This window comes from Streptomyces bicolor (genome assembly GCF_000719285.1).
GTDB lineage: Bacteria > Actinomycetota > Actinomycetes > Streptomycetales > Streptomycetaceae > Streptomyces > Streptomyces bicolor.
Window position 1 is genome coordinate 225,847 of sequence record NZ_JOFS01000010.1, and the last position, 20,165, is coordinate 246,011.

The 20,165-nt window shown below is 70.3% G+C and carries 15 protein-coding genes, 1 other RNA gene and 1 pseudogene; 9 read left to right on the plus strand and 8 right to left on the minus strand.

Annotation, left to right across the window (positions count from 1 at the left end; all coding sequences use genetic code 11):
• Positions 1–188: 188 nt before the first annotated feature.
• Positions 189–1,343, minus strand: coding sequence for a hypothetical protein (locus tag IF78_RS0116535; protein ID WP_031476412.1), 1,155 nt, complete (start codon positions 1,341–1,343; stop codon positions 189–191).
• A gap of 270 nt (positions 1,344–1,613) precedes the next feature.
• Here IF78_RS0116535 and IF78_RS0116545 point away from each other — a divergent pair, with 270 nt between their 5' ends.
• From IF78_RS0116545 to IF78_RS0116555, 3 genes are read left to right on the plus strand one after another with little or no spacing between them, the layout of a single operon-like run.
• A complete protein-coding gene (locus tag IF78_RS0116545; RefSeq protein ID WP_031476414.1) occupies positions 1,614–2,471 on the plus strand; it encodes a Nif3-like dinuclear metal center hexameric protein in 858 nt (285 codons plus the stop codon).
• Positions 2,468–3,211: a zinc ribbon domain-containing protein gene (locus IF78_RS0116550; RefSeq protein ID WP_078662472.1), complete on the plus strand. Its 744-nt coding sequence runs from the start codon at positions 2,468–2,470 to the stop codon at positions 3,209–3,211. The genes IF78_RS0116545 and IF78_RS0116550 overlap by 4 nt, the downstream gene beginning before the upstream one ends.
• An 11-nt stretch (positions 3,212–3,222) precedes the next feature.
• A complete protein-coding gene (locus tag IF78_RS0116555) occupies positions 3,223–4,551 on the plus strand; it encodes a bifunctional RNase H/acid phosphatase (RefSeq protein ID WP_031476443.1) in 1,329 nt (442 codons plus the stop codon).
• Here IF78_RS0116555 and IF78_RS0116560 read toward each other — a convergent pair.
• Together IF78_RS0116560 and yaaA are read right to left on the minus strand one after the other, a co-directional pair.
• Positions 4,534–5,169: a bifunctional 4-hydroxy-2-oxoglutarate aldolase/2-dehydro-3-deoxy-phosphogluconate aldolase gene (locus IF78_RS0116560; protein ID WP_031476445.1), complete on the minus strand. Its 636-nt coding sequence runs from the start codon at positions 5,167–5,169 to the stop codon at positions 4,534–4,536. The two genes, IF78_RS0116555 and IF78_RS0116560, sit on opposite strands and share 18 nt — an antisense overlap.
• 87 nt (positions 5,170–5,256) lie before the next feature.
• Positions 5,257–6,039 carry a peroxide stress protein YaaA gene (gene yaaA / locus IF78_RS0116565; protein WP_031476447.1) on the minus strand — a complete coding sequence of 261 codons (783 nt, stop codon included), beginning with the start codon at positions 6,037–6,039 and terminating at the stop codon, positions 5,257–5,259.
• A gap of 73 nt (positions 6,040–6,112) precedes the next feature.
• Between yaaA and IF78_RS0116570 the strand changes: the two genes are divergently transcribed.
• Positions 6,113–7,558, plus strand: coding sequence for an RNB domain-containing ribonuclease (locus IF78_RS0116570; protein ID WP_031476449.1), 1,446 nt, complete (start codon positions 6,113–6,115; stop codon positions 7,556–7,558).
• Here the strand turns inward: IF78_RS0116570 and IF78_RS0116575 are convergent.
• Positions 7,500–8,159: a hypothetical protein gene (locus tag IF78_RS0116575; RefSeq protein WP_031476451.1), complete on the minus strand. Its 660-nt coding sequence runs from the start codon at positions 8,157–8,159 to the stop codon at positions 7,500–7,502. The two genes, IF78_RS0116570 and IF78_RS0116575, sit on opposite strands and share 59 nt — an antisense overlap.
• Positions 8,159–8,923: a MerR family transcriptional regulator gene (locus tag IF78_RS0116580; RefSeq protein WP_031476453.1), complete on the minus strand. Its 765-nt coding sequence runs from the start codon at positions 8,921–8,923 to the stop codon at positions 8,159–8,161. Before IF78_RS0116580 ends, IF78_RS0116575 begins: the two co-directional genes overlap by 1 nt.
• Positions 8,924–9,036: 113 nt before the next feature.
• Between IF78_RS0116580 and IF78_RS0116585 the strand changes: the two genes are divergently transcribed.
• From IF78_RS0116585 to IF78_RS0116610, 5 genes and pseudogenes are all read left to right on the plus strand, one after another.
• The gene (locus IF78_RS0116585; protein ID WP_031476455.1) at positions 9,037–9,621 is read left to right on the plus strand and encodes a Uma2 family endonuclease; all 585 of its coding nucleotides are present in this window, start codon (positions 9,037–9,039) and stop codon (positions 9,619–9,621) included.
• Between the two features lie 45 nt (positions 9,622–9,666).
• Positions 9,667–10,494: a helix-turn-helix domain-containing protein gene (locus tag IF78_RS0116590; protein WP_031476457.1), complete on the plus strand. Its 828-nt coding sequence runs from the start codon at positions 9,667–9,669 to the stop codon at positions 10,492–10,494.
• 19 nt (positions 10,495–10,513) lie between these two features.
• A pseudogene (locus IF78_RS50870) lies at positions 10,514–11,341 on the plus strand (DMT family transporter); the annotation flags it as partial.
• 55 nt (positions 11,342–11,396) lie between these two features.
• Positions 11,397–11,813, plus strand: an RNA gene (gene rnpB, locus IF78_RS45065) — RNase P RNA component class A.
• Between the two features lie 1,431 nt (positions 11,814–13,244).
• Entirely contained in the window at positions 13,245–14,906 is a 1,662-nt protein-coding gene (locus tag IF78_RS0116610; protein WP_031476461.1) for an N-6 DNA methylase, read from the plus strand.
• A gap of 32 nt (positions 14,907–14,938) precedes the next feature.
• Here the strand turns inward: IF78_RS0116610 and IF78_RS0116615 are convergent, their stop codons facing one another.
• The 3 genes from IF78_RS0116615 to IF78_RS0116625 are packed head-to-tail and all read right to left on the minus strand — an operon-like array spanning position 14,939 to position 20,137.
• A complete protein-coding gene (locus IF78_RS0116615) occupies positions 14,939–17,071 on the minus strand; it encodes a UvrD-helicase domain-containing protein (RefSeq protein WP_031476463.1) in 2,133 nt (710 codons plus the stop codon).
• 40 nt (positions 17,072–17,111) lie between these two features.
• Positions 17,112–18,323: an McrC family protein gene (locus IF78_RS0116620; RefSeq protein WP_031476465.1), complete on the minus strand. Its 1,212-nt coding sequence runs from the start codon at positions 18,321–18,323 to the stop codon at positions 17,112–17,114.
• Complete coding sequence (locus IF78_RS0116625) at positions 18,320–20,137, minus strand: DUF4357 domain-containing protein (protein ID WP_031476467.1); 1,818 nt, start codon at positions 20,135–20,137, stop codon at positions 18,320–18,322. Before IF78_RS0116625 ends, IF78_RS0116620 begins: the two co-directional genes overlap by 4 nt.
• Between the last annotated feature and the right edge of the window lie 28 nt (positions 20,138–20,165).

A 20,165-nucleotide genomic window follows, 5' to 3' on the forward strand; every position in this document is an offset into this window, starting at 1 on the left:
CGACACCGGACCCCGGTGCCTGCCGTGGCCGGCAGCCTTCTGAACGTCGTGAACGTCGGCCGGCCCCGGCTGGGTCGTGCTGGCGTTGCTCATCGGAAAACTCACCCCGTCAACATGATCTTTCTTACAGCCGGGCGAGTTTAACCGGACGACCACGGGCCGAATCCAGACGGCCACGCCAACCGCCACTACTTCGTTACAAGACCGCCCAACGGCGCTTGCTGCAACGGCACGGGACGGGGCGCGACAGGACCCGGAGGCTCCTTTTCCACCGCCGTGGAAGACCTCGACTCCGGTTCTGCTTCCGGTCCTTCCTCCGGCGACGGCAACCCCACCCGCGCCACTCCACACCTCACCTCCCGCGTGGCATACGGCAGTTGAAGCACCCCGTCCCGAGTCCACAACCCGGCACCCGCCAACCACCCCTCGGGCGCCGGAAGATGACGAACCCGCCGTTCGGCCGGCCGCCACACCCCGACCCAGCTCCCCACCGGCCCGGCGATGCGCAGCGCCACCCCACAGCTCTCCGGCGTCAGCACCTGCCCCGGCTGGATCGCGAACGGCGTCACCGCGCACTCCGCCATCCGCAGGCACTCCGGGAAACGCACCGGCAGCGTGCTGCCCAGCACCCCCCAGCCCAACCGTTCCTGCCCCGGCGACGGCGCGTCCGACCGGATCAGCAGCAGCCCGCTGTCCGGGTCGGCGAGCAGCAACCGGTCGTCGCTGCCGTCCGCGATCTGCAACAGCGGCGACACCTCGCCGCCCCGCCCCAGGTCCACCACGACGGCTTTCGTACGGCCCCCGGACTCCCGGTCGAGGGCCAGCATCCGCCCGCCCCGGTCCAGCCACACCCCGCCCGAGCAACGCCCCGGCACCTGCGCGACCTGCTCGGGCCCGAAGGCGCCCCCCGCCACCAGCCACACCGCGCTGGAGCGCCGGCCCACCGCGAGGGCGTACGCCTTGTCGCCGCCCGGCGCCGGGGGCAGCAGTCGCAGCCGGGCACCCTCCTCCGGGCACTGGACCGCGCCCAGCGGCAGCTCGCCGGTGCCGGGCCCGGTCGGGTACAGCAGCGAGAAGACGTGCCGTCCGTCGGTCGGGCGGCGGATGAGGACCCGCCCGTCGCCCATGGGCTGCACCTCGGTGCCGGGCTCCTCCGGCTGGTGGGCGGGCAGCGGCACGGCGTAGGGCTCGGGGCCGTCCAGGGTCCAGCGCTCCGGGAACCAGCAGTCACCGTTCAGCGCGAGGCGGGCGGCGTAGGAACCGTCCGCCGTGATGGTGCATTCCGCCCGAGGCGCGTCGCCGTTGTCGGACTCCGCCGCGGGCTCGATCGCACAGGCCGTCATCGTCCGGTCACCTCCAGTGACGAAGCTAGTTTTCGCACGCACAGGCGGGGGATCGGCGGGCTGTCCCTTCACACAAAGGGGTGGCCGAGGAACGATTCGCCTGAGGAAACGGGGGTGGTTGTGCTGAGCGGAGCGAGGGTGGCCCCGGGTGGCCACCGGGTCGCGAAGGCGGGGTCGACGGCGGCGACGACGACGGGGACGATGACGGGGTCCATCCCACGGCTCCGGCGCCGGTACAGCCGTACGGAACAGCCAGGTAGCCTGTCCTTCGTGCCCCGTCTGTCTGAAGTCATCGCCGCGCTGGAGAACCTGTGGCCCGCCGAGCGGGCCGAGTCCTGGGACGCGGTCGGCACCGTCGTGGGCGACCCCGACCAGGAGGTTTCCCGGGTCCTGTTCGCCGTCGACCCGGTCCAGGAGATCGTGGACGAGGCGGTGAAGCTCGACGCCGACCTGCTGGTCACCCACCACCCGCTCTATCTGCGCGGCACGACGACGGTCGCGGCGACGCACTTCAAGGGCCGGGTCGTCCACACCCTCATCAAGAACGACATCGCCCTGCACGTGGCGCACACCAACGCCGACACAGCCGACCCCGGAGTCAGCGACGCGCTGGCCGGGGCGCTGGACCTGCGTGTTGTACGCCCCCTGGTGCCCGACCCGACGGACCCGGACGGCCGCCGCGGCCTCGGCCGTGTCTGCGAGCTCGACCACCCGCTGACCGTCCGCGAACTTGCCGCACGGGCCGCCGAGCGGCTGCCCGCCACCGCGCAGGGCATCCGCGTGGCCGGTGACCCCGAGGCGACGGTCCGTACGATCGCCGTGAGCGGCGGCTCCGGCGACAGCCTCTTCGACCAGGTACGGGCGGTCGGCGTGGACGCCTTCCTCACCGCGGACCTCCGCCACCACCCGGCGTCCGAGGCCGTGGCCCACACTCCTCTCGCGCTGCTCGACGCGGCGCACTGGGCCACCGAATGGCCCTGGTGCGAGCTGGCCGCCGCCCAGCTCGACGAGATCTCCGACCGGCACGGATGGGACCTGCGCGTCCACGTCTCGAAGACGGTCACCGACCCCTGGACCGCCCACGCGGCGTCCAACCCGCCCACTAGCACTACTGGAGCCCCCAACTGAACGCCGCGCCGGCCGACCAGATCCGACTCCTCGACGTCCAGGCACTCGACGTCCGCCTCCAGCAGCTCGCGCACAAGCGGAGGTCGCTGCCCGAGCACGCCGAGATCGAGTCGCTGACCAAGGACCACACCCAGCTGCGCGACCTGCTCGTGGCCGCGCAGACCGAGGAGAGCGACTGCGCCCGCGAGCAGACCAAGGCCGAGCAGGACGTGGACCAGGTGCGCCAGCGCGCCGCCCGCGACCAGCAGCGCCTGGACTCCGGCGCCATCACCTCCCCCAAGGACCTGGAGAACCTCCAGCACGAGATCGCCTCCCTCGCCAAGCGCCAGGGCGACCTCGAGGACGTCGTCCTGGAGGTCATGGAGCGCCGTGAGTCCGCGCAGGAGCGGGTCGCCGAGCTGACCGAGCGGGTCGGTGCCGTGCAGGGGAAGGTCGACGACGCGACCGCGCGCCGGGACGCCGCGTTCGAGGAGATCGACGGCGAGGTGGCCACAGTGACCAAGGAGCGCGAGGTCATCGCGGGTTCGATTCCCGCGGATCTCCTCAAGCTCTACGACAAGCTGCGCGAGCAGCAGGGCGGCATCGGCGCGGCCAAGCTGTACCAGCGCACCTGCCAGGGCTGCCGCCAGGAACTGTCGATCACGGACATCAACGAGATCCGCGCGGCCGCCCCGGACACGGTGGTGCGCTGCGAGAACTGCCGCCGCATCCTGGTGCGTACGGCCGAGTCGGGCCTCTAGGAGACTGTGCCGTGCGGGAGTTCATCGTCGAGGCCGACGGCGGGTCACGGGGCAACCCGGGGCCCGCGGGCTACGGCGCGGTCGTGATCGACGCGGCGACGGGCCAGACGCTGGCCGAGGCGGCCGAGTACATCGGCGTCGCCACGAACAACGTCGCCGAGTACCGGGGCCTGCTCGCGGGCCTGCGGGCGGCGCACGAACTGGACCCCACGGCCGCGGTCCACGTCCGCATGGACTCCAAGCTGGTCATCGAGCAGATGACGGGCCGCTGGAAGATCAAGCACCCCGACATGAAGCCGCTGGCGTTCGAGGCGGCGCGGATCTTCCCGGCTCCTCAGGTGACGTACGAGTGGATCCCGCGAGAGCAGAACAAGCACGCGGACCGGCTGGCCAACGAGGCGATGGACGCCGGGAAGCGCGGCGAGCAGTGGTCGGCGGCGGCTTCCACGGCGGAGCTGGCGGCGGCTGACGCGAGGGCCGCGAGGGCCGCGAAGGCCGCGAAGGCGGCGGTCGAACCTGAGCCGTCCGGCCCACCGGGAGACGCGACCGCAGGCGCGGCCCGGGCGCGCGCGGCACTGGCGGAGGGACGGACCTCGACCCCCGCGTCCTCGACCCCTGCCCCCGCTGCCGCCGCCCCCACCAAGGCCGAGGCCGATGTCAGGGCGGCACGCACCGTGGCCACGCCCTCGTCCGGCTGGGCCCCCGCCGACATGGGCGCCCCCGCCACCTTCGTACTGCTCCGCCACGGCGAGACCCCCCTCACCCCCCAGAAGCGGTTCTCCGGCAGCGGCGGTACCGATCCGTCCCTGTCCGACGTCGGCCGCGAGCAGGCCGAGCGTGTCGGTGCCGCCCTGGCCAGGCGCGGCACGATCCAGCACATCCTCGCCTCGCCCCTGACCCGTACCCGGGAGACCGCCGGCATCGTCGCCGCCCGCCTCGGCCTCGACGTGACCGTTGACGACGGCCTGATCGAGACCGACTTCGGCGCCTGGGAGGGCCTCACCTTCGGCGAGGTCCGCGAGCGCTACCCCGACGACCTCAACGCCTGGCTCGCGGACCCGGACGCCCGCCCCACCGGCAACGGCGAGAGCTTCGCGGCCACCGCCACCCGCATAGCCGCCACCCGCGACAAGCTGATCGCGGCGTACACCGGCCGTACGGTCCTCCTCGTCACGCACGTCACCCCGATCAAGACGTTCGTACGCCTCGCCCTGGGCGCCCCGCCCGAGTCCCTGTTCCGCATGGAACTCTCGGCGGCCTCCCTCTCGGCGGTGGCGTACTACGCCGACGGCAACGCGAGCGTACGGCTCTTCAACGACACGTCACACCTGCGCCCCTGACACGCCCCTGAGCCCGGCGGCCTCCCGGGCCAGCCGCTCGACCCGCCCCCAGTCCCGCCCCGCCACCGCGTCCGCCGGCAGCATCCAAGTCCCGCCTACGCAGCCGACGTTGGGCAGGGACAGATACTCGGCCGCGTTCGCCGGACCGATACCCCCCGTCGGACAGAAGCGGGCCTGCGGCAGCGGCCCGGCGATCGACTTCAGATAGGCCGTACCGCCCGCCGCCTGCGCCGGGAAGAACTTCATCTCCCGCACGCCGCGTTCCAGCAGCGCCACGACCTCCGACACGGTCGACACCCCCGGCAGGAACGGCACCCCGGACGCCCGCATCGCCTCCAGCAGTACGTCGGTCCAGCCCGGGCTCACCAGAAACCGCGCCCCCGCCGCCACCGACGCCGTCACCTGCTCCGGCGTGACGACCGTCCCGGCTCCGACGACAGCCTCGGGCACCTCCCCGGCGATCGCCCGCACCGCATCCAGCGCGGCCGGCGTCCGCAACGTGACCTCGATCGCGGGCAGCCCCCCGGCGACGAGCGCACGAGCGAGGGGCACGGCGTCGGAGGCGTCCTCGATGACGACGACGGGGACGACGGGGGCGAGGTCCAGCACGGATGTCATGGCGACATCCTGCCGCCGCGGTGCAGTATGCGCAAAGGCCGTTGCGCATACTGCAATGGTGGCTATGAGGGTCCTCAAGCGAGGCGGCTAGTGGATCTCCTCCACCAGCACGTCCAACGACCAGGCAACCCCCGCCTTCGCAGGCTCCGTGGCCTCGACTTCGTACCCGAGATCCCGCAACGCCTCCACCAGCTCGGCCGGCCCCTTCGGCGCGGCCCCCGCCGACAGCAGACTCCGTACGATCCGCCCCTTCGTCGCCTTGTTGAAGTGGCTGACGACCTTCCGCGTCGGCGCGTGCAGCACCCGCACCGAAGCCGTCCGCCCGGCAACCTCACCCTTCGGCTTCCACGCCGCCGCGTACGCCGACGACCGCAGGTCCAGCACCAGCCCTCCCCCGGCGGCCTCGGGCAGCACATCCGCCATCGCCGCCCGCCAGTGCGCGCCGAGCGCCCCGAGGCCCGGGAGCTTGACGCCCATGGAGCAGCGATAGGAGGGGATGCGGTCATTGACGCCCACAGCCCCCCACAGCCCAGAGAAGACGAGCAGCGACCGGCCCGCCCGCCTCTTCGCCGCCGCGTCCAAAGACGCCAGGTCGAGAGCGTCGTACAGCACGCCCGTATAGATCTCCCCGGCGGGCCGGGCCCCCGCCGTCCGCAGCTCGGCGTTCTTGGCGACCTCGCCGCGCAGCCCCTCGCTGAGCCCGAGTACGTCCCGCGCCTTGTCCTCGTCACCGCCGCACAGCTCGACCAGTTCACCGAGCACGGCCGCACGGGCGTCGGTGAGCCCGGGCAGCGACAGGGACTCCAGCTTCAGCGGGGCACCCCGACCGGACGAGGCCTTCCCCTCGGAAGGCGGCAGCAGGACAAGCACACGTACTCCTTCAATCGAACTCCGCCACAGGGTACGGCGTGCCACCCGACGGGGCCCGCCCTACGCTCGTCGTATGCCCCGCCGACACATCCGAGTGACCGGCGCCCCCGAAGCCCCCCTCCGGGCCGCCCTCACCGCACTGCGCACCGAACTCGGCGTCTCCGGAAGCTTCCCGCCCGAGGTCCTGGCGGAGGCGGACCGGACCGCGAAGGCCCCGGTGCTCCCTCCCCACGACGCCACGGACATCCCCTTCTTCACCATCGACCCCCCGACCTCCACCGACCTCGACCAGGCCATGCACCTGTCCCGGCAGGGCACCGGCTACCGCGTCCGATACGCCATCGCGGACGTCGCCGCCTTCGTCGTACCGTCGGGCGCGCTCGACCGCGAGGCCCACCGGCGCGTGACCACCCTCTACTTCCCCGGCGAGCGGATCCCGCTCCACCCCGAGCTGCTCAGCGAAGGCGCGGCGAGCCTGCTCCCGGACCAGGACCGCCCGGCCGCCCTATGGACGATCGACCTCGACGACGACGGCCGTACCCGCGCCGTCGACATCCGCCGCGCCCTCGTCCGCAGCCGGGCCAAGCTGGACTACGCGGCCGTACAGAGGCAGATCGACACCGGGACCGCCGAGGAACCGCTGGCGCTGCTGAAGGAGATCGGGGAGCTGCGGGAAGGGCTGGAGGTGGCGCGGGGCGGGATCTCGCTCAGCGTGCCCGAGCAGGAGATCATCGAGCGCGATCACACGTACGAGCTGGCGTACCGGGCCCCGCATCCCGCCGACGGCTGGAACGCCCAGATCTCCCTCCTCACCGGCATGGCCGCCGCCGACCTGATGCTGTCCGCCGGCACCGGCATCCTGCGCACCCTCCCCGCCGCCCCCGACGGCGCGGTCGGCCGCCTGCGCCGTACCGCCCAGGCCCTGCACATCGACTGGCCGCACCACGTCTCGTACGCCTCACTGGTCCGCTCCCTCGACCCACACCGCCCGCACCACGCGGCCTTCCTCCAGGAGTGCACGACGCTGCTGCGGGGCGCGGGCTACACGGTGTTCCGCGACGGGGCGTTGCCGCCCATCACCACCCACTCGGCCGTCGCCGCCCCCTACGCCCACTGCACGGCGCCGCTGCGCCGCCTCGCCGACCGGTACGTCTCGGAGATCTGCCTGGCGGTCATCGCGGGCCGGTCGGTGCCCGACTGGGTGATGGAGGCCCTTGATGGGCTGCCCGCCCGGATGGCCGAGGGGACGCGGCGCGCGGGCAGGGTCGAGCGGGAGTGCGTCGACATCGTGGAGGCGGCGCTGCTGAAGGACCGGGTGGGGGAGGAGTTCGACGGTTGGGTGGTGGACGTGTCGGAGCGTCAACCGGCCGTGGGCGTGGTGCAGTTGGAGTCACCGGCGGTCATCGGCCGGGTCGAGGGCACGGACGGGCTGCCGTTGGGGGAGCGGCTGCGGGTTCGCCTTACGCAGTCGGATCCGGGGAATCCGGGAGCGGCGAAGGTGCGCTTCGAGCCTGTGTGACTTCCTTTGTGTGCTTTGCGGGCTCTGCTTGCTTTGCGAGTCTGACGAGCTTTACGAGGCTGTCGGCGTCGTCGGCGTGGAAGCGCACGAGACGGATGTCCTTGTGGCGGCCGAGGAAGGTGAAGTGGGCGACGGGCTCGGTGAGTTCGAGCGTCACGGTGGTCTGCGCGGCGATGGGGAGATTGAGTTCACCCTCGGCCCGTTCATGGGTATGGCGCAGCTCGCGGCGCACATGCGCGATCTTCTCCAGCGGTATGCGCAGATCGACGTGCGCGGCACGCCGGACGCGCAGGGAGTCGGCGGCGACGACATGCGGTCGTACGACGGAGGCGGCGTGCATCCCGATGATGATCAGGAGGGTGTACATGTCGAGCATGAACCACGCCCGTTGCACGGCGGGGTAGTTCCGCAGCAGCAGGGACATCATGATCGACTCGACGACGATCACGAACCCGAACCCCAACATCATCGTGGTCTGCCCGCGCGAGTACCCGAAGCCGGTGCTGCCGCCGCCGAGCCCGTGCCGGCGCCGGGCCACCCACAGCCCGATACTGGCGAGGAGCCGCAGCTCGTGCCGGAGGAGAACGACCATGGTCCGCATCAAGGCCCGTCTCCTTCGGTCTCAGTGAGCATGTGCAAGGTGCGGCGGATGGCCTCCGCCTGGGCCGGGGCGAAGTCGGCGTAGAAGGCGCGCAGGAAGCTGTTGTCAGGGTCGACTTCCATCGGCTCCGGGAGGAGGTCGCGGGGCAGGCAGTCGGCGAGGGCGCGGGCCGCGTCGTCGACACGCGGGTCGGTGGGGTCGGCGTCGGCTAGCGCGTCGAGCAGGGCGTAGGCGGCGAGGGCCCGCTCCTGCCCGCCCGGTCGGGCGAGCGCACCCCCGAGGGCGCCCATGAGCTGGTCCCGCCCCTCGGGATCGGCGGTGGCCTCAATGAGCGCGAGCATCTCGCGGTCCTTGGCGGCCATGGGGGAGTCGGAGACATGAGCCATGTCCCGGAAGAGCGCGGCGAGTTGCGGCGACACAGGCCCCTCGGCCGGCAGCCCGCCCTCCGTCTCCAGCAAGGCCCGCAGCCGCGCCCGCCGCTCCCGGATGGCGTCCTCCTGCCGAGCAAGATCCTGATCAAGTTCTGTCAACACCTCGACAAGATCCTTCCCGGCATCCTCGGCCAGCACGTCCCGCACCTCCGCGAGCCCCAGCCCCAACTCGGTCAGCCGCCGGATCCGCGCCAGCACGACGGCATGCCGCAACGTGTACTCCCGGTACCCGTTCGGCCGCCGCTCCGGCTCGGGCAGCAGCCCCTGATGGTGGTAGTGCCGCACCGTGCGCGTGGTGACGCCGACGGCGGCGGCGAGTTCTCCGATCCGCATGGGATCAGTAGAAACGTTGACGTTGCGGCGGGGTCAAGGGGACGCCACCGGCGGACTCCCGTACAGGTGACCTGCCGCTGTTCGGCTCCGGCGAGCCGTTGGCAGGGCGTTCCATGGGCGCCATGGGACAGGATCCGATCACGCAGAAGCTTCTGCTGGACTGGTTTGTCGACCTGAACACCCCCGAGGGGCTCCGGGCGGAGCTCATCGAGGGGGAACTCGTGGTGACCCCGGTGCCGGACGGGCACCACGAGCACTGCATCAGCCGGATCGTGGGTGAGATGTACCGGCGATCCCCGACCGACATCCAGTTCTCCGGAAACAAGGGGCTGAAGCTGAAGTGCGCGGACGGCTACCCGCAGGACCATGTGATTCCAGACGGCACCTTCGCCCTCAAGGAGCTGCGCCTCTTCCGAGGGGCTGAGCCCTGGATGCCGTGCGACGGAGTGTCCATGGTGCTTGAGGTGACGTCCTCGGAGCCCTCGAAGCCGCGGGTCGACCGTGAGATCAAACGCCGCTGCTACGCCCGTGGCGGTATCCCGCTCTACCTCCTCGTCGACCGTGAAACCTCGTGGACCACGCTGTTCAGTGACCCGACGACGGCCGACTACCGGGAGCTCCGTGCCGTGGCCTTCGGCAAACCTCTCCCCCTCCCAGAACCGTTCGCCTTCGACCTGGACACGTCGGACTTTCTCTGAAGCTCCCGGCGTTGCACCCTCAGGAGGAGCGAAGGGGCGTGCGCGGTGAGGGAACAGGCGCTGTGGACCAGGGCCCGGCTGGGCCGGGGCGGCCCTACTGTCGACCTCCTGACCGCCCGCTTCAACAGGCACGTGTACGCCCCGCACGCCCACGACGAGATCACGATCGGCGTGTGCGTAGGGGGCAGCGAGGTCATCGACTATCGGGGCGGTCGCATCCGCCCCGGACCGGGCTCCATCGTCGTACTGGCGCCGGGAGAGATGCACACAGGCGGCCCTGCGGCCTCCGAGGGCGGCTACGCCTATCGAGCCCTGTACGCCGAAACGTCGCTGCTGACGGACGGCACCCCGGGCACAGCCGTCCCGCACTTCCGCGACCCCCTCCTCGACGACCCCCAACTGGCCACGGCCCTGCGCATCACGCACACCGAACTCGCCGCCTGCCCCGACCCCCTGGAAGCCGAGTCCCGCATCCCCTGGCTCCTGACGGCCCTGGCCCACCGCCACTCCACGGCCCGCGCGACGAGCGACACGGTCAAGGGCGCCGACCACATAGCGCGAACGGTCCGCGACCGCCTCGCCGACGAACTCACGTCCCCACCCTCCCTCGCGGCCCTGGCCACAGATCTGGGCCTCTCCCGCTACCAACTCCTACGAGCCTTCCGTACGACGATGGGAATCCCGCCATATGCCTGGCTGGCCCAACACCGGGTAACCAGGGCCCGCACCCTCCTGGAATCCGGCCTACGCCCGGCCGAGGTCGCGGGAATGGTCGGCTTCGCGGACCAGGCACACCTCACCCGCTGGTTCCGCCGCGTGCTCGGCGTGACCCCGGCGGCGTACCGCAACAGCGTTCAAGACGCGGGAGTGTGAGAGGGCCGAAACTCGCCGCATGACTGCACGCGGCTGGTTCCTGTTCGCCCTGATGGGCGTGGTGTGGGGCATCCCGTACCTGATGATCAAGGTGGCGGTGGAGGAGATCTCCCCGTCGGGCGTGGTGTTCACGCGCTGCGCGCTGGCAGCTGCCCTGCTGCTCCCCTTCGCGATCCGCCAGGGCGGACTGACCCGGACGATACGACGCCACTGGCGCCCGATGCTGGCCTTCGCGTGCATAGAGATCATCGGCCCCTGGTGGACCCTGACCGACGCGGAACGCCACCTCTCCAGCTCGACGGCGGGCCTGCTGATCGCGGGCGTCCCGATAGTCGGCGTTGCTCTGTCCCGCGTCTTCGGGCACGCCGAGCACCTGGGCATCCGCCGCCTGACCGGCCTGTGCCTGGGCCTGGCCGGCGTAGCGACGCTCACGGTCCCGCACCTGACGGGCGGCGACGCCCGCTCACTGGCGGAGGTGCTGCTGACGGTACTGGGCTATGCGACGGCCCCGCTGATCGCGGCGCGCTGGCTGAGGGATGTACCCTCCCTCCACCTGACGGCGGCCTGCCTGACCTTGGCGGCACTGGTATACGCACCGGCGGCCGCGCTGACCTGGCCTTCTGCTGTGCCGTCGGCCGAGGCTTTGACGGCGCTGGCGGCCTTGGGCGTGATCTGCACGGCGGTCGCTTTCGTGGCATTCCTGGAGCTGATCAAGGAAGTGGGGCCCACGCGGGCGACGGTCTTCACGTACGTCAACCCTGCGGTAGCGGTGGCGGCGGGAGCACTCTTCCTGGATGAACCCCTGACGGCAGGCGTCCTGGCCGCGTTCGCCCTGATCCTCGCCGGATCAGTCCTGGCGACGGCCGCCCCTCGCAGGCCGGTAACATGGTCGACACGGCAGACGAGCCGGGCGGACGGCCGCGTGGAGTCCCCTTGACGGGGGCTTCCCGAGGAACGTCCGGGCTCCACAGGGCAGGGTGGTGGCTAACGGCCACCCGGGGTGACCCGCGGGACAGTGCCACAGAAAGCAAACCGCCCAGCGCTTCGGTGCTGGGTAAGGGTGAAACGGTGGTGTAAGAGACCACCAGCGCTTGAGGTGACTCAGGCGGCTAGGTAAACCCCACCCGGAGCAAGGTCAAGAGGGGCCGCCTTCTCGAAAGAGGTGGTGGCCCTGCGCGGACGTTCGAGGGCTGCCCGCCCGAGTCCGCGGGTAGACCGCAGGAGGCCGGCGGCAACGCCGGTCCTAGATGGATGGCCGTCGCCCAGGGCCCCGCGAGGAACCCTGGGAACAGAACCCGGCGTACAGCCCGACTCGTCTGCCGCTGAGGGGTTCTGGCCACGAATATGCCGGTCAGAGACCCTTTCCCCTCGGGTTGGTGGCTGGGACAAACCCCGCTCCGTACCGGTTCGAACGGGGTCGCGCGGCTACGTATGCAGCCATGGGGCGCGGGGTAGGAGATTGGCGGCTTCGGTGCCTGACCTGCGGCAAGCGGCCTCTGCCTGGGGTATCCGGGCGTCCCGCCGTGATGGCTGAGCAGTCTGCGAAGCCCTGGCTAGCTTGTACCCCTTCGACAGTCCTGCTTAAAGGTTGTCCCTAGAGGTAGCGGCACCGGCCGCTCAGGTAGCGCGAATCTCGCCGCCCGGGACGCTGTAACGGCATAACACCAGCCCCGTTCACTGGCTACGCGTTAGCCCGGGCGTCGACGAAGGCACGAGTGACGCTGCGGCTGCTTGACGATTACCGAATGTCCCAGTTCCCCCCAAAAAAGGGGTATGCGTGGACCATCGTCGTTGCTGTCTCGGGGACCATTCTCGGAGCAATCGTCGCTGGTGCCATCCAGCACCAGACGGCTCGCGCAGAGCGTGTCCAGGACCGCGCGGAGACGCTGCGGCGCGAGCAATTCGATGCCTTGCTGCGCTGGCCGCCTGTGCGATGCGACTGAGCACCGTCGCGTCCTGTGCGCGCAGCAAGACTTGCAACGCCATGGTCATAGGCCAGATCCGGAGTATCTGGCCGCCCTGAAAGCGGAGAGGTACGCGCCCTGGTCGGCCGCGACAGCTCAACTCGTCCGGTTGCAGTTACCCATCCTCGACCCAGCCGTGAGGCAGGCAGCCGCCGACCTGCTGACCTCTATATACAGCCTCCGAGGCCTGACTGACGCCGACGATATCGAGGCCCTCCGCCGAGCAGCCGTGGCCGCACACGACAGCTTCGTGGGCGCCGCCGCCGACTACCTCAACCATTCGCGAGGCCTCTGACGCTGGCATTCGCACTGCCCATGCAGTGGATCAGGCGTGCACGCGGAAGCCGGTGGACGGCGAGGCTGGAAGCCTCGGGTGTACTCGAAAGTATCGTCCGTAGTGTCCCCCTGCGAAGCGGCCTCATCTCGGCCTTCGCGCTGCCCGGCTTGCCACCCAGTGCAGTCTCATGGCGTCCACGATCAGGGGAGACTTCAGGGTTACGTCCTCACCCGACAGCGAGGACACCATGACAGACCAGTTTGACGCGGCTCTGCCGCACGCCAGCCATCGTGAGCGATGGTGTGGTGAGGAATTCGCCGTGCTCGCGATAACGGAACACGATCACACGTAGCAGGTCGCACTCAGATGCGGCAGATGTTTTCAACCAGCAGAGAGTCACCCGTTGGGTTGGGGTGAGTAACGAGTCCTTGCAACAGCATGGGTGCGTGTACGTTGTCAACATACTCTATTTATTGATGGGGCCATGAGGCCCGTGTACGGTGGCGCGCATGGCAGACCATCCCGCTCCGCCAGTCGGCGGACCGCTTGTCACCGGCTCTGAGATCGCTCGGCTTGTGGGCGTCACGCGTGCTGCGGTCTCCAACTGGAGGCGCCGGTACGAGGATTTCCCCGCGCCCGCAGGTGGCGGCGCGAACAGTCCGTTGTTCGACCTTGCCGCGGTGCAGGCATGGCTGGACAAGCAGCGCAAGGGCCAGGATGTCTCGGCGGAGGTGCAGCTGTGGCAGGCCCTACGAGCGGCCTACGGTGACGACATGATCGGCGGGCTCGCCGACGTGGCCCAGCTGTTCGCCGGTGCCGAGGACGAGGCCCCGGAAGGTCTGCCGACAGATGCCATCCGACTGGCGCGGCAACTCGGCGACGGTGGATCACCCGGCGACGTGGTGAGCGCGCTTACCGAGCGCTTCACCGACTCGGTGCGCCGGGCCGGGTCCGACCAGGTCACCTCACCCCGCATTGTCAACGCGGTGCGGCACTTCGCCGGCGAGGTACGCAGCGACGCGACCCTCTTCGATCCGGCTTGTGGCATCGGAACGCTGCTGTTGGCTGTGGGGCCCGAGGTCGGCCCCCAGCGGTGTGGTCAGGAGGTCGACACCCGCAGTGCTCGATTTGGGCAGTTGCGGGCCGATCTCACTGGACGCACCGGCATCGACATCCGCACCGGAGATTCCTTGCGCGACGACCACTGGCCCAACCTCAAGGCCGATCTCGTCGTCTGCGATCCGCCCGTCGGCGCCATGGACTGGGGCCGCGAGGATCTGCTGCTCGACCCTCGGTGGGAACTCGGCACACCGTCACGTGCCGAAGGTGAACTTGCCTGGCTGCAACACGCTTACGCACACACCGCGCCGGGTGGGCGCGTCCTCATGGTCATGCCTGCTTCGGTCGCCTACCGCAAGGCCGGTCGCCGTATCAGGGCCGAGCTCGTGCGGCGCGGCCTCCTCACGGACATCATCGCCCTCCCACCGGGAAGCGCTGTGTCGCACGCGCTCCCCGTGCACCTCTGGCATCTGCGCCGCCCGCAATCCCCCGACGATGCCGTCGCCAGGGTGCGCATGATCGACCTGACGGCGAACGATCCCGACGGCCCGTTGGAGCCAGGGCCCGACCAGACGGCTGACGTACCCCTGATCGAACTCCTCGACGACACCGTGGACCTGACTCCCGGCCGTCATGTCGAGGAGTCCCACCGCGACTACGCGACCGAGTACCGGGCGCTGCGGCAGGAGATGGCCGAACAGGTGAGTCTGCTGGCCGACCTGCTGCCGACCTTGACGGGAGGCGACGGCCCCAGCGCTCTGGACGGGCCGTCCGTCAGCGTTGCCGACCTCGCGCGGGCCGGGCTGGTCGAGTACGGCGATCCGGAGCCGGTGTCGGTGAGCGAACAACTCGACACCGACTACCTCCAGGGCTTCCTGCGCAGCGCGGCGAACACCCGTCGCTCCACCAGCGCCAGCGGCACCTACCGGCTCGACGGCAAGGGTGCTCGCATCCCGCAGATGGACATCGCCGAGCAGCGTCGATACGGGGCAGCATTCCGCGCACTGCAGGAGTTCGAGGAGCGGGTGCGGAGAGTGACCGAACTCGGTAGGCAGGCATCGGCGCTGGCACGGGACGGGCTCGGCAACGGGGCTCTCGCGCCAGGAGATTGACGGGCAGCCACATCACAAGAAAGAGCTGTACGTCACCCCGCCTGCGGAACGAACGCACTGGGCGATCCGCTCCACGACACCGCCAACGCCTCACGCGCCCGGGTGCACGCCACGAACAGCAGGCACCGCTCCCGGAGCAGGTCGGAGTCGTGCTGCAGCGCATCCACGGACGCCGGAGTCACTTCGCGGGCGAAGGGCAGCGCGCTCGCCGTCGCTCCGAGAACGGCGACACAGCGGAACTCCAGTCCCTTCATGGCGTGCATGGTGGCCAGCCGTACGCCGTCCGTGCCCGGCCCCGGATTGTCTCTGACCCGCACCACCGGCACCCGGGCCGCGGCCAGCTTGTCGTACGCCTTGTCGAGCAGCACGTTGAAGCGGGCGCACACGCCGATTTCCGACGGCCGGACGCCCTGCGCGATCCATTCCCCGACCCGTTCGACGAGTGCCGCGATCTCCGCCTGCTCCGAGCCGTAACCGTGCACATGCGGTCTACGGCCGTGCAGGAGCGACCGGTAACCCGCCAGGGTGTCGCTGCCCTCACCACCCAGGTCGTCGACCGACACCGGGCTGAGGATGCCCGTCGACCAGGCGAGGATCTCCTCCGTACTGCGGTAGTTGACGCGCAGGCGGTGTGTGCGCCCGGTCACCGAGATACCGAGCGAACCAAGGGAGACCTTCGAGTCGTAGATCCGCTGGTGCGGGTCTCCTGTGATGAATAGGTCGTCGCTGCCGGCCGGCACCGCACCGCGCAGGACGCGCCACTGCGCCGGGTGCAGGTCCTGCGCCTCGTCGACGACGACATGGTCGTGCGTCGGTGAGGAAGCGGCCAGGAGCTCGGCCGCACGGGCGCACACCTTGAGGTGGGTCGTGGTTTTCTGGCCGCGCAGCATGGACTCGAACAGCTCGACAGCGGGCCACAGTTGCCCCCGCCTGGTCGTTGACAGTGCGCTGCCGCGACCGCGCCGGGAGGCCGCGCGGTAGTCGTCCAGGGTGCGCAGATCCTGGGCGAGGACGACGTGGCGGTACTCCTGGGCCAGGAACTGCTCCGTCCAGGGCAGGCCGAGCTTCCTGACGACCCGCTGCCACATCTGCCGCTCTTCCCGGTCGCCGATCGGGGAGGGCGCCCGGCCGTCGAGGCGGGTGACGATGCCGTGCGCGTAGGCGTTGACCGTGGTCACCTCGACGCGGGTGAGCAGCGACTCGTCGTCCAGGAGGACGGCCAGGTTCTCCCGCAACGATGCGGCCAGGGCGTTGGTGAACGTGGTGAGCAGCACGCGGGTGTCCGGGGAGCGGGTGAGCAGGTGCTTGACCCGGTGCAGTGCCGCGACCGTCTTGCCGGTCCCCGGGCCGCCGGTGACCTGCACCGGGCCGCCGTAGGACGTCCGGTAAGCGACGCGGCGCTGGGAGGGGTGCAGGAAAACCCGCCAGGCCGTGAACGGTTTCTCCAGGATGTCGGCGAGTTCCTCCGGGCCGGTGACCAGGGTGATGCGGCTCGTGGTGTTGGCGATGACGACGGCCAGGCTCTCGTCCGGGTCGGGTCCCGCGTCGACGGGCCGCCGGACGGCGACCACGTCCTGGTAGACCTCTTCGGGGCTGAAGCCCTCGGCGAGGTACTGCAGCACCTCGCACTGGTCCTCCGGCAGCAGTGTCTCGAAGGCCCGCAGCTGCGCCTTGTCGACGATGGTCCGCACGGCCCTGAGCACCTGGTCGTCGATGCCGAGTTCGCGCAGGACGGTGTCCGAGTACGTCGCGAAGAGCAGCGCGTCGGCGGCCGCGGCGGCCTTCTCCAGGGCCGGGGTCAGCTGCTCGATCGCCGCGACGTTGCGGACCTCCAGCGCACGGGTCGCGGAGTTCGTGGTGTACAGCCGCTTCGCGGCCCAGGTGTATGCGTCGTCGTGCGGGACGACGTTGACGAGGAGGAAGACGTCACTGCCGTCGTCGGGGGCGAGGACGACGCCGCGCCAGAAGTCGTTGATGCGGATGGTCCGCATGCGGGGGTCGCGCGCGTTCTCCACGGACTCCAGGTGCAGGCCCTTGTCCGCGTGCAGTTCGGGCACGGTGAGCTGCTGGAACTTCTGCATCGCCTTGCGCACACCGGCTTTGACGGGCCGTTCCAGGACGTCGTAGCTCTCCCAGAAGCTGTTGGCGAACGCGAGCTGCGGCACGAGGCGCACTCCCCACCCTGAACGGACACTCCGGAGTCGATCATACGCGCGGGGTGCTCACCAGCCGGTCGGCCACTCTCGCCACGTCCGAGAGCAGCCCGGAGGGTTCCTGGTCGAGGTCGAGGGCGTGCTGGTGAATGACGATGCCCGCGTGCCGGACCACGTGGGCCGCGTGTGGGGCGTTGCCCTTGGCGTACACCAGGTGACCTTCGCGCAGGCCGAGGGCGGTGCAGTACGCCAGCATCTGGTAGAGGTCGGCGTCCGGGAAACCGTCCCGCTTCTCGGCCTTGTACTTGGCGTCCACGACGGCGCATGGGGCGCCGTGCGGCCCGTAGAGCACGAAGTCGGGCTTCATGCGGATCGCGGACGCCTCGTCGAGGTGATGCGGATCCTGGAGCCGCGCCAAGTGCCCGAGGCCACGGCACGCCTCGCGCAGTGCCACCGTCACGAAGTCCTCGAAGAGCTTGTTCATGTCGAAGAGGAAGCCGTCGATGCGCAGTTCACCGGGCGCGTGCTCGACGGAGGCGTTGTCCAGGACGATCCGGGCCAGGTGCAGGGCGTGCAGGTAGCGCGAGTTGAGCCGGCTCGGCTGCCAGGCAGGCAGCGGCTGACCCCGCACGATCACCGTGACCTCGGCCAGGCGGGCACGCTGGTGGAGCAACCCGCGACGCACGTCGTGGGGCACGCCGGGCAACCGCAGGAGACGCTCCACGGCGGCGCGCAGCAGGCGGTTCTCCGCGATGTCGGTGGTGAACTCGTCGTACTCCACCTCCACCGGCAGCGTCGCGCCGAACCGACGCCGTATCTGCTCGGCTTCCCGGATGCGGCCCCGGACGACCAGGGACGTCTCCTCGGTCACCCGATATCCCTGGAGGAGCCCCTGCCGCAGGGCGCGGTCAATCTGCCGCTCCACGGCATGGGCGAGGGCGGGCAGCAGATCGCGGTGCCCGGTGACATCGACGTCCCCGTCCCGCCAACCGCCCTTCGGGTCGAGGCCGTACCCGAGGAGGAAGAAGAGCCGGGCGATGGGGACCTTGGGAGTGACGCGCACGGTGACCGGCTCGTCGTCCCCCGGCACCGCGACCGCCACCGCGCCGACCTTGCTGCCGGCCCGCAGGGACCAGTGCCCCGGGACATACGGATCAGGAGCCGCGTCCACGATGTCCCCGGCCGCCAGTGCCCGCCCGACCGAGTCCGGCAGGGCGACACCTACGGCCGCCGCATGCTCCACGAGTTCGACGACACAGGTCACCTCGACGACTCCCGCAGGGCGGCGAGCCCGTACCGCTTCTCGACGTCCACGCCCTCTCCGTAGTGGTACTCCTCCAACAGGGGCAGGATCTTGGTCCGCCACGTCCGTTCGAGACCGCCCTCCCGATAGACACCCCTCTTCATCAGATACGAGGGCCCGATACGGAAGTCGGCGTCATCGATACGGGAGTTGAGCGCGTCGAGCAGGTCGGCCGGCTCGGCGTCGTGTCCCTCGCGGACGAGCCAGCGGCGCAGCAGTCCGCTGGTCGGCTCGGTGCGCGGGGACAGTTCCACGAAGGCGAAGCGGCGGCGCATCGCCGCGTCGACGAGGGCGATCGACCGGTCGGCGGTGTTCATCGTGCCGATCACGAAGAGGTTGGGCGGCAGCGCGAAGTCGTCGCCGGAGTACGTCAGCCGGACCGACTTGTTGCGGTACTCCAGCAGGAAGTACAACTCGCCGAAGACCTTGGCCAGGTTGGCGCGGTTGATCTCGTCGATGATCAGGAAGTGCGGGATGTGCCGGTTGCCCTCGCGGGAGGCCAGATCGGCGAGTTCGCGCAGCGGACCGGCGGTGAGCCGGAAGGCGACCTCGCGGGTCTGCGGATCCTCCTGCGGCCGGAAGCCCTCGAAGAAGTCCTCGTACGCGTACGACGGATGGAACTGCACGAGCTTGACCTGCTCGGGCCCGCCACCGAGGAACTCGGCGAGCTTCAGGGCGAGATACGTCTTACCGGTCCCGGGCGGGCCGTACAGCACCAACTGCCGTTCGTCCCACAGCAGATCACGCACCTCTCGCAACCAGTCCGTGTCGTGTACGAGGAGTTCCTCGGCCAACTCGTCCGTAGGTTCGGGCAGCTCCAGCTCACGCCGGGCGGTGAGCGCGGGGATCTCCACGCTCGGGTCCCGCTCGGCGGCCTCGGCCTCCTCGATCAGTTCCTCGTCGCTTATCCCCAGGCCGTCGATAAGGTCCTTCACCGCGGTCAGGTCGACGACGTCATGCTGCGCGGAGAGCTTCTGCTGGAGCGCCTCGGGCAGGCCCTCGTACGCGTGCCCGTCGTCCGCCCAGTCCACCGGTCGGCGCAGATCCGACCGGCCGTCCTCGGAAGCGAGCTGCTCGGCGTCGCCCGTGATCTTGCCGACGTACAGCCGACCGCCCGAGATGGTGCACATGGTGTCGCCGGGCCTCATCCGGGAGAGGAACATGTGCAGTTCCTCGACCAGCTGCACCTTCTGGTTGTACGTCGCGGTGGAGGCGTAGTCCTCCTCGACGGCGGTGCGCAGCCGGTCCTTGCTGACACCCTGCTCGACACCTTGCCGCAGGTGCCGTGCGCGCAGGGTCACCAAGCCCTCGGACAGCCACAGACGCCGGACGAGGTCGAGGCCCGAGACGTTGGAGCCGCGTACCAGCCAGGCCCGGTTGGGCCCCCACCACACCTGGTCAAGATAGTCGGAGAGCGGATGGCCGTCGTCCGTCTTCCACTCCAGCCAGCCGTTCGCACTGCGACCGACCAGAATCTCGGCGGCGGCCGACGGCGAGTTGCACTCGACGTCCCGCGTCGTCTCCAGCCAGCCGGGCCAGTTGGCCGACTGAGTGAGGACCCCTTCGTCGATCAGCCGCTGCCTCAGCCGGTACGACGACGGCATGCGCACGGGGAACGACGGCACCACCTCGGACCGGCCGGGAGAACCGGCTAGGACGACAAACTTCTGACTTCCGTTCGTCCCCTTTTCGGTCAGCAGCCGCCCCCGGGCCTCGGGGCCGCCGTTGGGCAGCCGGAGCCGGAACTCCGGGTACTGCGGGCCGTCGTCGGCCATGGGTTCCCCCCTTTGCACAGCTGGTGCG